This is a genomic window from Naasia sp. (assembly GCF_025465545.1).
Lineage (GTDB): Bacteria > Actinomycetota > Actinomycetes > Actinomycetales > Microbacteriaceae > Naasia.
In genome coordinates this window covers 1-12,534 of record NZ_JAODMK010000017.1, presented here as the reverse complement: position 1 = coordinate 12,534, position 12,534 = coordinate 1, and the positions used below count along the sequence as shown (strand labels likewise).

14 protein-coding genes are annotated in these 12,534 nt (G+C 69.7%); 6 read left to right on the top strand and 8 right to left on the bottom strand.

The window, feature by feature from the left end:
* The first annotated feature begins 10 nt into the window (after positions 1-10).
* Positions 11-1,216 carry an acyl-CoA dehydrogenase family protein gene (locus JWR33_RS05625; RefSeq protein WP_297410153.1) on the top strand — a complete coding sequence of 402 codons (1,206 nt, stop codon included), beginning with the start codon at positions 11-13 and terminating at the stop codon, positions 1,214-1,216.
* 80 nt (positions 1,217-1,296) lie between these two features.
* Here the strand turns inward: JWR33_RS05625 and JWR33_RS05620 are convergent, their stop codons facing one another.
* Complete coding sequence (locus tag JWR33_RS05620) at positions 1,297-2,295, bottom strand: hypothetical protein (protein ID WP_297410152.1); 999 nt, start codon at positions 2,293-2,295, stop codon at positions 1,297-1,299.
* Between the two features lie 130 nt (positions 2,296-2,425).
* On the opposite strand from JWR33_RS05620, the gene JWR33_RS05615 reads away from it, so the two are divergent.
* The 3 genes from JWR33_RS05615 to JWR33_RS05605 all read left to right on the top strand — a co-directional run bounded on the left by JWR33_RS05615 (position 2,426) and on the right by JWR33_RS05605 (position 4,000).
* Positions 2,426-3,094 carry an SGNH/GDSL hydrolase family protein gene (locus JWR33_RS05615; protein WP_297410151.1) on the top strand — a complete coding sequence of 223 codons (669 nt, stop codon included), beginning with the start codon at positions 2,426-2,428 and terminating at the stop codon, positions 3,092-3,094.
* A 107-nt stretch (positions 3,095-3,201) separates the two neighbouring features.
* Positions 3,202-3,597 (top strand): VOC family protein, encoded by a 396-nt coding sequence (locus JWR33_RS05610; protein WP_297410149.1) that lies wholly within the window; start codon positions 3,202-3,204, stop codon positions 3,595-3,597.
* A 142-nt stretch (positions 3,598-3,739) separates the two neighbouring features.
* Positions 3,740-4,000, top strand: coding sequence for a hypothetical protein (locus JWR33_RS05605; RefSeq protein WP_297410147.1), 261 nt, complete (start codon positions 3,740-3,742; stop codon positions 3,998-4,000).
* A gap of 354 nt (positions 4,001-4,354) precedes the next feature.
* Here JWR33_RS05605 and JWR33_RS05600 read toward each other — a convergent pair whose 3' ends face one another.
* The 3 genes from JWR33_RS05600 to JWR33_RS05590 all read right to left on the bottom strand — a co-directional run bounded on the left by JWR33_RS05600 (position 4,355) and on the right by JWR33_RS05590 (position 6,411).
* On the bottom strand, positions 4,355-5,347 hold the full coding sequence (locus JWR33_RS05600; protein WP_297410145.1) for an LLM class F420-dependent oxidoreductase: 993 nt from the start codon (positions 5,345-5,347) through the stop codon (positions 4,355-4,357).
* Between the two features lie 273 nt (positions 5,348-5,620).
* On the bottom strand, positions 5,621-5,776 hold the full coding sequence (locus JWR33_RS05595; RefSeq protein WP_297410144.1) for a hypothetical protein: 156 nt from the start codon (positions 5,774-5,776) through the stop codon (positions 5,621-5,623).
* Positions 5,777-5,904: 128 nt separating this feature from the next.
* Positions 5,905-6,411: a VanZ family protein gene (locus tag JWR33_RS05590; protein WP_297410142.1), complete on the bottom strand. Its 507-nt coding sequence runs from the start codon at positions 6,409-6,411 to the stop codon at positions 5,905-5,907.
* A gap of 240 nt (positions 6,412-6,651) precedes the next feature.
* On the opposite strand from JWR33_RS05590, the gene JWR33_RS05585 reads away from it, so the two are divergent.
* Together JWR33_RS05585 and JWR33_RS05580 are read left to right on the top strand one after the other, a co-directional pair.
* Positions 6,652-7,869: a Coenzyme F420 hydrogenase/dehydrogenase, beta subunit C-terminal domain gene (locus tag JWR33_RS05585; protein WP_297410140.1), complete on the top strand. Its 1,218-nt coding sequence runs from the start codon at positions 6,652-6,654 to the stop codon at positions 7,867-7,869.
* Positions 7,870-8,067: 198 nt separating this feature from the next.
* On the top strand, positions 8,068-8,934 hold the full coding sequence (locus JWR33_RS05580) for a right-handed parallel beta-helix repeat-containing protein (protein ID WP_297410137.1): 867 nt from the start codon (positions 8,068-8,070) through the stop codon (positions 8,932-8,934).
* A gap of 57 nt (positions 8,935-8,991) precedes the next feature.
* Here JWR33_RS05580 and JWR33_RS05575 read toward each other — a convergent pair whose 3' ends face one another.
* From JWR33_RS05575 to JWR33_RS05560, 4 genes are all read right to left on the bottom strand, one after another.
* Positions 8,992-9,804, bottom strand: coding sequence for an HAD-IIB family hydrolase (locus JWR33_RS05575; RefSeq protein ID WP_297410135.1), 813 nt, complete (start codon positions 9,802-9,804; stop codon positions 8,992-8,994).
* Positions 9,805-9,875: 71 nt separating this feature from the next.
* Complete coding sequence (locus JWR33_RS05570; protein WP_297410133.1) at positions 9,876-10,709, bottom strand: SGNH/GDSL hydrolase family protein; 834 nt, start codon at positions 10,707-10,709, stop codon at positions 9,876-9,878.
* 77 nt (positions 10,710-10,786) lie between these two features.
* Complete coding sequence (locus JWR33_RS05565; RefSeq protein WP_297410131.1) at positions 10,787-11,095, bottom strand: hypothetical protein; 309 nt, start codon at positions 11,093-11,095, stop codon at positions 10,787-10,789.
* 260 nt (positions 11,096-11,355) lie between these two features.
* Positions 11,356-12,534: UDP-glucose/GDP-mannose dehydrogenase family protein (locus tag JWR33_RS05560; RefSeq protein WP_297410129.1), on the bottom strand; the 1,179-nt coding region annotated here is incomplete at its 5' end.

Below are 12,534 nucleotides of genomic sequence, written 5' to 3'. Positions count from 1 at the left end.
CGGAGCACCGATGACTCTCGACACCGACCTCACCCCTGCCACCTTCACCTCGCTCGCGAGCGACTTCTACGGCTACGAGGACCTGCTCGCCGACAAGGAGAAGCAGGTGCTCGCCGACCTGCGCGCCTACCTGGAGCGCGAGGTGCGCCCGATCGTCGACGACTACTGGGCCCGCGCGGAGTTCCCCATGCAGGTCATGAAGCCGCTCGCCGACCTCCGCCTGTTCGCGATGCCGTGGGCGGAGACGCGGCCGTTCGAGAACTCCGCGGTCTTCCGCGGCTTCGTCGCCCTGGAGCTTGCGCGCATCGACGCCTCCATCGCCACGTTCGTCGGCGTGCAGAACGGACTCGCGATGGGCGCCATCAGCGTGGGCGGCGACGAGACGCAGCGCAAGGAGTGGCTGCCCAAGCTGGCGTCCGCCGAGGTGATCGGCGCGTTCGGCCTCACCGAGCCACTGTCCGGCTCCGACTCCGCTCAGGGCCTCCGCACGGTCGCCACCCGCGACGGGAACGACTGGGTGCTCAACGGCGCCAAGCGCTGGATCGGCAACGCCACGTACAGCGACATCACCGTCATCTGGGCCAAGAGCGCCGAGGACGGGCAGGTGAAGGGCTTCATCGTTCCGACCTCCACCCCCGGCTACACCGCCACCAAGATCGAGAACAAGCAGAGCCTGCGCATCGTGCAGAACGCCGACATCGTCCTCGACAACGTGCGCGTCCCCGAGAGCCACCGCCTGCAGAACGCGAACAGCTTCCGCGACACCGCGACCGTGCTGCGCCTCACCCGCGCCGAGGTCGCCTGGGCCGCCGTCGGCAATGCGATCGGCGCGTACGAAGCGGCGCTCAAGTACACCGGCGAGCGCGTGCAGTTCGGCAAGCCGATCGCGTCGCACCAGCTGGTGCAGAACCTCCTCGTCCGCAGCCTCGGCAACATCACCGCGTCGATGGGCATGGTGGTCCGCGTCTCCCAGCTGCTCGACGCGGGCAAGCAGAAGGACGAGCACGCGGCCCTCGCCAAGCTGTTCGCCACCGAGCGGATGAGGGAGACGGTCGGCTGGTGCCGAGAGGCGCTCGGCGGCAACGGCATCCTCCTCGACTACGGCGTCGCCCGACACATGGCGGACGCCGAGGCGATCTACTCCTACGAGGGCACCCGCGAGATGAACACCCTCATCGTGGGCCGCGCGATCACGGGCAAGGCCGCCTTCGTCTGACCCGCGCGCCCGAATCTCCCGTCGAACTGCACGTCTCGGCCCGGAACGTCCAGGCCAGCAGGGGAAGTCGGCCCGGCGGGTCAGCGCCGGGAGCGCGCGCGCTCGCGGACGTCTCGGAAGATGAGGTAGGAGCCGCCCAGCAGGCAGGCCACGAAGAGCGCGCCCGCCTCACCCCGGCCGTCGCGCGCCTCGGCAGCAGCGGCCGTCGACGCGACAGCGACCGGCGCCGCGTCAGCCGTCCGGGGCTTGGGGACCGGGATCAGAACGGACGCGGCTGGCGCCCTGTCCTGCGTCGACCGCACCTCCGCCACCAGGTGCGTTGGGCCCTCCTCGAGAGGGGGCAACGTCGGCGTGCCGAAGGCGGAGAGCTGCGCCAGTTCCGATGTGCTCACGACGCGTATCGGCGAGAGCGCCGGCGTCGCTTCCCTGCCCGGTGCGCTCGCCGTCGGCCCTGGGGGCGCCTGCTGGACGGGCGGCACAGGAGCCGGCCGTGCCGGCACCGGCCGGCCGGCCGGCGACACGGGCACAGCAGGCCCGGGCAGCGGAACGTGCACCGGCACCGGCACCGGCACGGGATTGGCGACCGGGTCCGGATCCACCGGTCCTGGCCCGGTCACCGGGTCGACAGGCACCGGCGCGGGGTCGACAGGCACAGGGGCGGGGTCGACAGGCACCGGCACCGGGTCGACAGGCACCGGCGCGGGGTCCAGAGGCACCGGATCCACCGGCGTCGGGTCGACAGGGGCGGGATCGACCGGCACCGGCGCCGGGTCGACAGGCAGCGGCGTGGAGTCGACGGGGGCCGGATCCACGGGCGCCGGATCGACAGGAACGGGGGGCTCAGGAAGCGGCTCCGCCATTGGAGCCGGGTCGGCCCACCGGGGCCGACCGCCTACCGGATCGGGCACCGGCAGCGCGGTGACGAGCGGATCGGTGGCCGTGCATGCGGAGCCGCCCAGCAGCACGCCGATGACCGTCCCGTCAGTGACGCAGGTCTCGGCGTGAGCAGGGGCAGCGGTCAGCAGCGGCAGGAACAGCGCGGCGCCGAGGGTGGCGACAACGAAGGGCTTGGTGGCCATGGGTACGGCTCCAAAATCGACGGATCGGGTTCCGCCACGGGGATGCTACGCCTCCCGCCTCCTCTCCGGGGCGGCTTCAGGCAATTCCCGGCTCGGCCCTCCTTCCGTCCCCCTGCTCCGAACTCCTCTTGTGCCCCGCCTCCCCCTGCTCGCCGTCGCCTCGGTCACCACGATGATCCTCACCGGTTGCGCCGGTCCCGCAGCTGCTCCGACCGGGGCGCAGGCGGGCGACGGGGCCCTCGTCGCGTTCTATGGCGACTCCTACACTCTCGGCACCGGCGCGACCGCCCCTGGCCGGCGCTGGTCCACGATCGTCTGCGCGGAACGGGGGTGGCGGGAGTTCAACCCGAGCGTCAACGGCCTCGGTTTCATCAATCACCGGACTCAGTTCGGCGACGGGAGCGGAGACCTTCCCTCTCTCGTCCTCGCTCAGCGGCCGGACATCGTCTTCGTCACCATGGGCCTCAACGACAACTTCAGCTACGACTTCGCCGCCGGCCGGATCCACGATCAGATCGACGCCGACCTCGCTCGCCTCGCTCAGGGCCTCCCGCACGCGCGCTTCCTCGTCGTCGAGCCGTTCTGGTACACCGACACCCGCCCCGAGTCGCTGGAAAACATCTCCGGCTGGGTCGAGCAAGCCGCTCGCTCGATCCACGCGGACTACATCTCGGGCGCATCGCACTGGATGGAGGGGCACCCCGAGTGGATGGCGGCGGACGGCCTGCACCCGAACGACGACGGCTACGCGGAGATGGCCCGGCGGATGGACGCGGAGCTCGCCAAGCTCGAGCTCTGATCGTTTCGAACTGCACGAGCACCGCAACCGCCGGACGGGTCCCCGGCCGCGGACCAGGCGGCGTGCTGCGGGTACCGAGGGTCGGCACCGGCCGCTCGCCTGCCACAATGAGCGGCATGCGGATCAACGGAGTGCACCACATCGCCGTCATCGCCACCGACTACGACCGCAGCAAGGCCTTCTACATGGATGCGCTCGGGTTCACCCTGCGCGGCGAGGTGTACCGCGGCGACCGCGACTCATGGATGGGCGACTTGGAGCTCAACGGCAGCTACGTGCTCGAGCTCTTCTCGTTCCCCTCGCCCCCGACCCGGAGATCTGGACCCGAGCAGGTGGGACTGCGCCACCTCGCCTTCGAGGTCGACGACGTGGACGCCGCCGTGGCGGAGCTGCTCGCGAAGGACGTGGTCACCGAGCACGTGCGCATCGATCCACACACCGGCAAGCGGTTCGCATTCTTCTTCGACCCCGACGGGCAGCCCCTCGAGCTCTACGAGGCCTAGCACCGGGGCCCTGGCGGAGCGCGGCGACCAGCTCCTGACCGTTTCGGAGGGATCGCTCCTCCCCCACCGGGCGTCGAGCATCCGACTCCACCGCCCCGCGCGTCGCCGCAAGGAGAACGAGCGATCGTCTTACTCTTCCCGCATGGTGCACCTGCGGACCGTGACGCTGTGGTTGGGTCTCATCGCCTGCGGCGAGGGCCTGTTCTCGTTGATGCTCGGTGCAGTGTTCCGGGGCGACCCGCTGATGGACTCGATGGCCTCGGATGCTCTCAGCCTGAGCGCCGCCCTCATCCCGGCCGGACTCCTCGGAGTCGGGCTCTGGGTCGCGTTCTCCCTGGCGACGGCTCACCGTCGTGCCGCCGCGGAAGCCGCCTTGCAACCTGCTGGCAACACCGTCGCCTGAGTCGGCCGGTCTCGGGCCAGAAAAGCGGATGATCCGAACAGGCGCCTGCGGGAACTACGCCCCCGCGGCCGCCGGAACATCCGCAGTCTCCGGGACCCCCTCGGGGGCTTCCCCTGCACAGGACCGCGGCCGGTCACGCTGATCGGCATTCTTCATCGCCCGTCCCAGGACGACACCGACGAGGGCCGCAGCGCCGACCCAAACGACGGCCGCAACGAGCACTACTTCCATCGACATCGCTGTCCTCTTTCGGTGGGCGTCCCTCGACCGTAACGGGCCACCGGAAAGTGAGGAGGGGTTGCACTGGGTTGAAGCGGATTATAGCGCAGTTCCCGCTCGGCCGCCTCCCCCCGTCTACTGGAGGGCGGGAACGACCTCGCGCTCGAACAGCTCGATGCCGGATCGGTCATATGCGGCCTCCGGGAAGTACGTGATCGCGTAGGCCATCCCGAGATCCCGCATGCCGGCCAGCCGCTCGGCGATCTGCTCGGGCGTGCCCACTCCCAGCGCCTTCCCGGAGCGGTATTCGGCCAGGAACTTCGTGGCGCCTTCCTCGCCCAGGTACGGCGTCACCCGGGCCTCGATTGCGTCGAGCCGCTCCGAGACCTCCTTCTCGGTGTCCGCGATCACCACGTTGTAGTTGGCGCTGCGCACGATGTGCTCGAAGTCGGTGCCCACCTCACGGGTGTGCTGCCGGAGAAGCTCACTCTTCCGGGTGAACTCATCGGGGCTGCCCCCGTAGTTGGTGTAGTCGGCGTACTTGGCGGCGATCCGCAGAGTGACCTTCTCCCCGCCGCCGGCGACCCAGATGGGGATGCCGCCCTTCTGGAGTGGGAGCGGGGAGAACCGGGCGTTGTCCACCTGGTAGTGCTCGCCCTGCAGAGTGGCGGTGCCGGTGGTCCAGGCCTGCTTCATGATCTGCACCCCCTCGTCCAGGCGCGCGAGCCGCTCCCCGATCCCGGGAAAGCCGTAGCCGTACGCGCGCCACTCATGCTCGTACCAGCCGCCGCCGATGCCCATCTCCGCTCGCCCGCCGGAGACGATGTCCACCGTCGTCGCCACCTTGGCCAGGTACGCGGGGTTGCGATAGCTCATGCACGTGCACATCTGGCCGAGGCGGACGCGGGTGGTGGTGGCGGCGAAGGCGGCCATCAAAGTCCACGCCTCGTGGGTCGCCTGCTCGCTCGGGACCGGCACCGTGTGGAAGTGGTCATAGACCCAGATCGACTCCCAAGGCCCGGCGTCTGCCGCCTGGGCGAGGGAGCGCATCGTCTCCCAGTGCTGGGCGGGCTCGATGCCGACCAGGTCGTGACGCCAGCCTTGAGGGACGAAGATTCCGAAGCGCATGCCTCGAGCCTAAATCCGACGATCTCCGCGGCTCAGGGGTTGCGTCGAACTCGCGCCCGTCGCGAGGTGGAGCGCTAGCGGGTGCCTGCACCCCTGCGCGGGCGGGCGGCCTGCCCCACCACGGACATGCCGGCGAACAGGATGGCGACAGAAGCGAGTACTCCGAAGACCATGATTCCCCAATCAGACCGTTGCTTCGCGTGTGGGGCGAGCCTAGGGAGCGCCGGCGAGTGTCCCTGCGAGGCCCCGCGGCGAGTCACTCGACCGGTTCGGTCAGGCGGCGCGGGTGAACTCGCGCCGGCTCGGACGGGGGCGCCGAGGATTGCGGTGCGAGAACGCGCGGCCGACGAGCACCGCGATCACGGTGGCGACCCCCAGCCAGATGATGAGGATCGCGGCGATGAGGGCCAGCACGTTGAGAAGGGGCACGGCTCTTGTCTAGTGCCGCTGCGGAACCGCGGGCCGGCGACACTCCGCCTGCGACGGGACTGCGGCGACCGGCGCGGGGAGCGCGGCGCCTTTGAGCACCCCTGTGACGCTCCTCCAGAGCGACGCTGCTATAGAGAGGTGCGCGATCGGGGCGGGGCGGGAGGAGTCTGCGCGTTGCTCCTCTGCGCCGGGCGTGCTCCGCTGTTCACGTCCGCGAGGAGCAGCGCGTCGCGCTCCCGGACGAGCAGGCGGACGAGCATCGACAAGATCGCGCCGAGAATGCCGCCGAAGCCGTTCGCCAGCACGTCGAGGAGGCTCGGGAATCGCTCCGTCAGGAAGAGGGCCTGCGCGCTCTCGATCAGCGCCGAGAAGATCGGGGCCAGCAGCACGACAGCCCCCCAGGCCCGCCGGGGCAGCAGCAGGGCCAGAAGGAAGCCGACCGGGAGGAAGAGCAGCACGTTGGCGCCGAACTCGATTTCGCCGTAGCCGATCCAGGCGGGGAGGCCCCGCTCGTGCAGCTCCTGGATGAGGCGAAGGAGGGCAGCCGAGTAGGGGCGGTCCACGGGGATGGGGCTCAGCGTGATGAGCAGGACGACCCCGGCGTAGGCGGCCAGCAGGAGGGCCGCGACGGACACGCGGAAACGTCCGGCCAGAGAGACCCCTCGAGAACTCCGCTGCCGACCGCTCACCGCCCCATGCTCCCAGATCCGGTGTTTCGTCCGCGTTCCGTGCCGAGACCGGCCCTCCTTCACCTGTCGCCCTAACGGGGACGCGTGGAGTCGCCGTTCGCCCGCTAGCGTGATCGAGAAGGTGGCGCGGCGTCCCAGGGCACGGCACGCGCGGAACCCGTCGCCTGCCGGAGGAGTGGATCCGCCATGACCAGCCGCCTCGAGCGCGCCGTCGGCACCGTTGTCCGCAACGACAACTGCTCCGGCTGTGGCGGCTGCGCCCTGCTCTCCGATCGCATCTCGGTCTCGCTGAGCGGCGAGGGCTTCCTCCGTCCTACCGTCGCCGCCACTCCCACCCCCCCGCAGGAGGATCGGGCAGAGGCACGCCTCTTCAATCGAGTCTGCCCAGGTAGCCGCCTGGTGGCACCGGCTGACCCTCGGCCCCGCGACTCCCGCACCTTCGGCCCCTACGTCGAAGCCTGGGAGGCCTGGGCCACCGACCCCCAGGTGCGGAATGCGGGCAGCAGCGCCGGGGTCCTCACCGCACTCACCACCTGGCTCGTCGAAAGCGGGCGCGCTCCGGGGGTGACCGGCGCCGCATCGGACGACACGCACCCCTCCCGCACCGTGCCGGTGCGCATCACCACCCGTGCGGAAGCGCTCGCCTCGTCCGGTTCCCGGTACGCGCCGGTGGGCACCGTCAGCCGCTACTCGGCCCAGGCCCGCGGCGACGCACTGGTCGGCAAGCCGTGCGAGGTGTCGGCGGCGCGCCAGCTCAACGAGGCGCTCGGCATCCCCGCGGAACTGGCCCCGATCCGACTGACCTTCTTCTGCGCGGGCACTCCGAGCCAGCGCGCAACCGACAAGCTTTCCGCCTCGCTCGGCGTCGAGGCGGACGACGCGATCAGCCTGCGCTACCGCGGCAACGGCTGGCCCGGGGAATTCACCGTGGTCGGATCCGACGGCACCGTGGGGCGCACCAGCTATGACGACTCCTGGGGCAAGCACCTCGGCCGCGACCTCCAGTGGCGCTGCAAGATCTGCCCGGACGGCACGGGCGCCGATGGCGACGTGAGCGTGGGCGACTACTGGCGCGCCGACGAAGCGGGATACCCGATCTTCGAGGACGCGGAAGGATCCTCCGTTGTCATCGCGCGCACCCGACGGGGGCTCGCGCTCGTCGAGGCGGCCATCGCGGAGGGCGTGATCACGGCGTCCCCCATCGCCCTCGAGGGGGTCGCCGCCATCCAGCCCCTGCAGCGTGAGCGGCGCCGCACCCTCCTCGGTCGCCTTTTGGGGCGCGTGTCGGCAGGAAAAAAAATTCCTCACTTCCGCGGTTATGGACTCGTCACTTTGGCGAGAAGTGATACCACAGGAAACATTCGCGCAGCCAGGGGAACCTTCCGCAGGTCGCGCAGAGCGTGAACCGCGCCTCCTGAGTCGACGCCCCCGCCCGGGCGCCCCCGTCGAGGTTTCACCCATACCTAGAAGGTGACCCGAATCGGTGGTGGTCGTTACCAAAACGTCACGTAAGGTGACTCCTCGTCGTCCCCCGACCAGCGACAACAGACACCTATGAGACACAACTCACCCGCCTCTGTCCGCCCCCGCCGCTCACTTGCTGTGGCCCTATCCGCGGTTCTCGGAGCCGCCGCCCTCATCGCCGCCCCGGCGACCGCCGCCTCTGCGGCCCCCATCTCCTCCGCCACCATCACCGCCTCTACCGCGGGCGTCGCCCCCCAAGCCGCGAAGGTCCACCACAGGGTGGTTCACGGCGACATCGTTGTGAGGAAGGCGGGCACCGTCATCAGCGGGCTCGACCTCCACGGCCGGATCCTCGTCCGCGCCGCGAACGTGACCATCAAGAACACGATCATCCGCGGTGCCGACAGCGGCAGCAGCAACGGCCTCATCATGGCCGTGTGGGGCTACCCGGGCCTCCGCGTCATTGACACCGAGATCGTCGCGTCCAAGTCCAACTTCTCCGTCAACGGTGTGATGGGCTACAACTTCGAGCTGCTTCGCGTCTCCATCCACCGGGTGATCGACCAGGTGCGCATCACCGGCAGCAACGTGAAGGTGACGAACTCCCACCTGTACGGCAACCTGCACTTCGCCCGTGACCCGGGGCAGCACGGCGGCGCCACTCACGATGACAACGTGCAGATCCAGGGCGGCAGCAACATCACGCTCAGCGGCAACAAGATGAGCGGCTCACACAACGCTGCTATTCAGATCACCCAGGGCATCAGCAAGGTGAGCAAGCTGACCATCTCGAACAATCGGTTCGACAACGGCGGCTGCACCATCAACGTGGCTCAGAAGCCGCGCGGGCCGATCTCCGGCCTGGTGATCAAGCACAACGTGTTCGGCAACACCATGCAGTTCAAGAACTGTGCGGTCATCTCGCCGACGACGACCAAGCTCGCCCTGACCGGCAACGCCTTCACCTCCGGCGCGGGCATCAAGGTCATCGCCCGCCAGCAGTAGCACCAGCGAGACGCACGGCGAACGGGCTGGCAGCTGCTGCCGGCCCGTTCGCCTGCGCTACCGGCCCGAGGAGCCGGCAGCGGCCACGATCCGCTCGATGAGTCCCGCGGTGTCCTGCCATCCCTCCACGGCGTGGGTGCGCACCCCGGTGGCCTTGACCGGGAAGTCGTTGCCGTCGGGGTCGAGCCGGTCGCCGACGAAGAGCATGTCCGCGATGGCGATGCCGGTCACCTCCCGCAGCTGACGCATTCCGTACGCCTTGTCGATCCCCCGGCGGGTGATGTCGATCGAGGTGGAGCCGCCACCCCGCACCTCCAGCTCCGGCAAGTCCTGCGCAACGGCAGCGCGCAGAGCGTTCTTCTTCTCCCCTGAGGGGTCCCAGGCACGCTTCTCATCGAGCGGCGCCTCCTGCCCCAGGGCGGAGAAGGTGACCTGCGAGCCGCGATCCTCCAGGATCGGGCCCCACGTCCGCTCCTCCCACAGGCCGAGCTCCTTGGCCCGGCGCTCGAGCGACGCGAACGCCGCCGCGATCTGCTCGGGCTCGAGGTTCTCGGCGTAGACCTGCTGCCAGCCGCCGTGTGCGTACCGGTAGTACTGGGTGCCGCAGGTGGGCATCAGGTGCAGCCGGCCGAGCAGTTCCGGGCTCCCCTGCGGCAGCCGTTCGAGGACCTGCGCGCGGAACTGCCCGATCTGCCCCCCCGAGATGATGCACACCGGCGCCACGGCGAGAAGTTGCAGCAGCAGCTGCCCCATCCGCGGATCGAGGGGCGCCTTCGAAGCGGCGAGGGTCTCGTCCAGGTCGAACGCGACGAGGCTCGGCACCCAGTCGCCGGACCACTCGTCCGTTCCGGCTGCGCTCTGCTCGCTCATCTGATCCTTTCGTCGTGGGCGGCTCCCCTCGATTCTGGCCGATGGGCCCTCTCAGCGACGATTCGCGCGGCTCAATAGCGGGCGGTGGCCACCTCGGGGATGGACGCAGCGGCGGCGCGATCGAGCGCATCCTGGATGACTGGAGTGAGCTTCGCGGCAAGATAGGCGTGGCCCGCATCGTTGGGGTGGATGCTGCCCTCGCCGATCAGTCCGTCACTGTCGCGGATCCACTCGTCGGCAAGGGCGTCGACGAAGGTGACGCCCCCCTCCTCGGCCGCGTCCTTCAGCGCGTCGCGGTCATCCCACAGGTAGTCGGGCACGTCGTCGTCGACCCAGGGGGGCGCGACCGCCACGAGCTGCGCCTGCGGGGCACGAGCATGCAGCTCCGCGTAGAACGCGAGGGCGGCGTCGCGGACATCTTCGGCGTCCTCCACATCGTTCCGACTGCCGAACACGAGCACCACGGCCGCGTCTCTCGGCACCCGGCTCGCGTCGGCCGAGAAGGGCTTGCCGGTCGGCCCCGCGTGCACGTAGCCCGAGCCGTAGCGGGCGAGAACCACCTCGTGGATCGGCTCGGCGAGATCGAGCAGCTGCGGCCATCGGTGCCCGTTGCCGGAATCCACGCGCGTGCCCGTCGTGTACGAGTCCCCGATGAGCACCACCGTCGGTCCGGTCGAACCCGCAGACGACACCGCGGTCCGCGGAGCAGCGGCGGCCGACTGGACCGAGTTCCAGCGGAAACCCACGAGGGCGAGAACTGCGACGATGAACACCACCACGGCACCGAGGAACCAGCGGGGCGCACCCGAATGCTCGACCGCCCACCAGCCGCGGCTGCCCCAGGACTTCTCGGGCAACGCAGCCCACCGGGATCGTGCGTTCAGCCAGAGTTCGCGGGGTGGCACGGCGCCACCCTAGGGCTCACGCGCGGCCACAGTGGGGAGCGAACCGCAGGACGCCAGCGAAGGGCGCCTCCGTCCCGTCAGGCGTAGCGCGGGGTGGCGACCTCACGTGCCGTCTCGGCGACAACGGGCGTGCCTGCGTCAGGAGCACGGTTGCCGCGCCGGGTGACGGTGGCCCCGAAGGCGACCATGGCCCCGAGGCCCATCAGTCCGGTCGCTCCCCACACCGACACCGCCGGTGACATCGCGTCGGCGGGAGTCGACGCTGCCGCAGAGGCGGTGACCGGAGCCCCGGCATGCACGGCCGACAGAGTCACGACCGTGGCGATGGCAGGGGAGCCGATGAGCACGAAGACAGCGAGGCAGACAGCAGTGAGCGATCGGGGCATGGCAAAGGTCCTTGTCCGGACTGCGTGGAACTGGATGGGGGACCCAAACGCCGTCGGTCGAGTGCAGGGGGGGTGTCCATCACTGTAGCCAGACCTGGCCCCCCTTAGGGGGGCGCGGATGTTTCCAGCGCGTTAACCGCCGCGTGTCACGCGCGAAAGCGAACATCGGGCGCAATCAAGCCGTGTATCGAGGAGCAAATCGACGAATCTCCGCCCGCCGAGCAACTTTCGTGAGCGGCGCCCGGCCAGTGCAGGGCCCCCTACGGTCGGCCCATGCCCCGGTAGGTCCAGCCGGCCTCGCGCCACTTGACCGGGTCGAGCACGTTCCGGCCGTCGATGATCACCTTGTCCCGCACGAGCTTGCCGACCTCCACGGGGTCCAGGTCCCGGTACTCCTTCCATTCGGTCACCAGCACAACGACGTCGGCGCCGTGCAGGGCGTCGAGGGTGTCGGTGGCGAAGCCGAGCTGCGGGTGCAGGCGGATGGAGTTGGGGATGGCCTGCGGGTCGGTGGCGATGACGTGAGCGCCGAGACCGTTCAGTCGCACGGCGACATCGAGAGCAGGAGAGTCACGCACGTCGTCCGAGTCCGGCTTGAAGGCGAGCCCGAGGACTGCCACCTTCTTCTTGTAGACCTGGCCGCCGAGCGACTCGATGACCATGTCGATGGCGCGCTCGCGTCGTCGCATGTTGATCGCGTCGATCTCGAGCAGGAATCGGACCGATTCACCACGGCCGAGCTCCTCGGCGCGGGCGCTGAAGGCGCGGATGTCCTTCGGCAGGCAGCCGCCGCCGAAGCCGATGCCGGCGTTGAGGAAACGGCGGCCGATGCGGGCGTCGTAGCCGATGGCGTCCGCGAGGGCCGTGACGTCTCCCCCGGCGACTTCGGCGATCTCCGCCATCGCGTTGATGAAGGAGATCTTGGTGGCCAGGAAGGCGTTGGCCGCGACCTTGACGAGTTCTGCAGTCGCATAGTCGGTGACGACGAGCGGGGTGTCCTTCGACAGCGCGGTGGCGTACACCTCGTCGAGGAGCTGCTTCGCCTTTTCGCCATCCGCGCCGGCGGGAACGCCGTAGACGAGGCGGTCGGGGCTGATGGTGTCCTTCACTGCGAACCCCTCACGCAGGAACTCGGGGTTCCAGGCGAGCAGTGCGGCACTACCGGATTCGGTGACGCGCTCGGCGAGACGGGCGGCGGTGCCGACGGGTACCGTCGACTTGCCCACGACGAGGTTCCCCTCGCCGAGGTGCGGTAGGAGCGCCTCAATAGCCGCGTTGACGTAGGTGAGATCAGCCGCACCTTCGCCGCGCTTCTGTGGCGTGCCGACGGCGACGAAGTGCACCTGCGCGCCCTTGGCGTCGCTGATGTCTGTCGAGAAGGAGAGCCGGCCGGACGCCATTGCGGACGCGAGGATGTCGGAGAGCCCCGGCTCGAAAAA

What these genes read in the sequence shown, in the direction of transcription:
- JWR33_RS05625 (WP_297410153.1), top strand. Translation starts at nt 11, where the DNA reads ATGACTCTCGACACCGACCTCACCCCTGCCACCTTCACCTCGCTCGCG.
- JWR33_RS05605 (WP_297410147.1), top strand. Translation starts at nt 3,740, where the DNA reads ATGGTGCACCTGCGGACCGTGACGCTGTGGTTGGGTCTCATCGCCTGC.
- JWR33_RS05575 (WP_297410135.1), bottom strand. Translation starts at nt 9,804, where the DNA reads ATGAGCGAGCAGAGCGCAGCCGGAACGGACGAGTGGTCCGGCGACTGG.
- JWR33_RS05620 (WP_297410152.1), bottom strand. Translation starts at nt 2,295, where the DNA reads ATGGCCACCAAGCCCTTCGTTGTCGCCACCCTCGGCGCCGCGCTGTTC.
- JWR33_RS05600 (WP_297410145.1), bottom strand. Translation starts at nt 5,347, where the DNA reads ATGCGCTTCGGAATCTTCGTCCCTCAAGGCTGGCGTCACGACCTGGTC.
- JWR33_RS05610 (WP_297410149.1), top strand. Translation starts at nt 3,202, where the DNA reads ATGAGCGGCATGCGGATCAACGGAGTGCACCACATCGCCGTCATCGCC.
- JWR33_RS05585 (WP_297410140.1), top strand. Translation starts at nt 6,652, where the DNA reads ATGACCAGCCGCCTCGAGCGCGCCGTCGGCACCGTTGTCCGCAACGAC.
- JWR33_RS05565 (WP_297410131.1), bottom strand. Translation starts at nt 11,095, where the DNA reads ATGCCCCGATCGCTCACTGCTGTCTGCCTCGCTGTCTTCGTGCTCATC.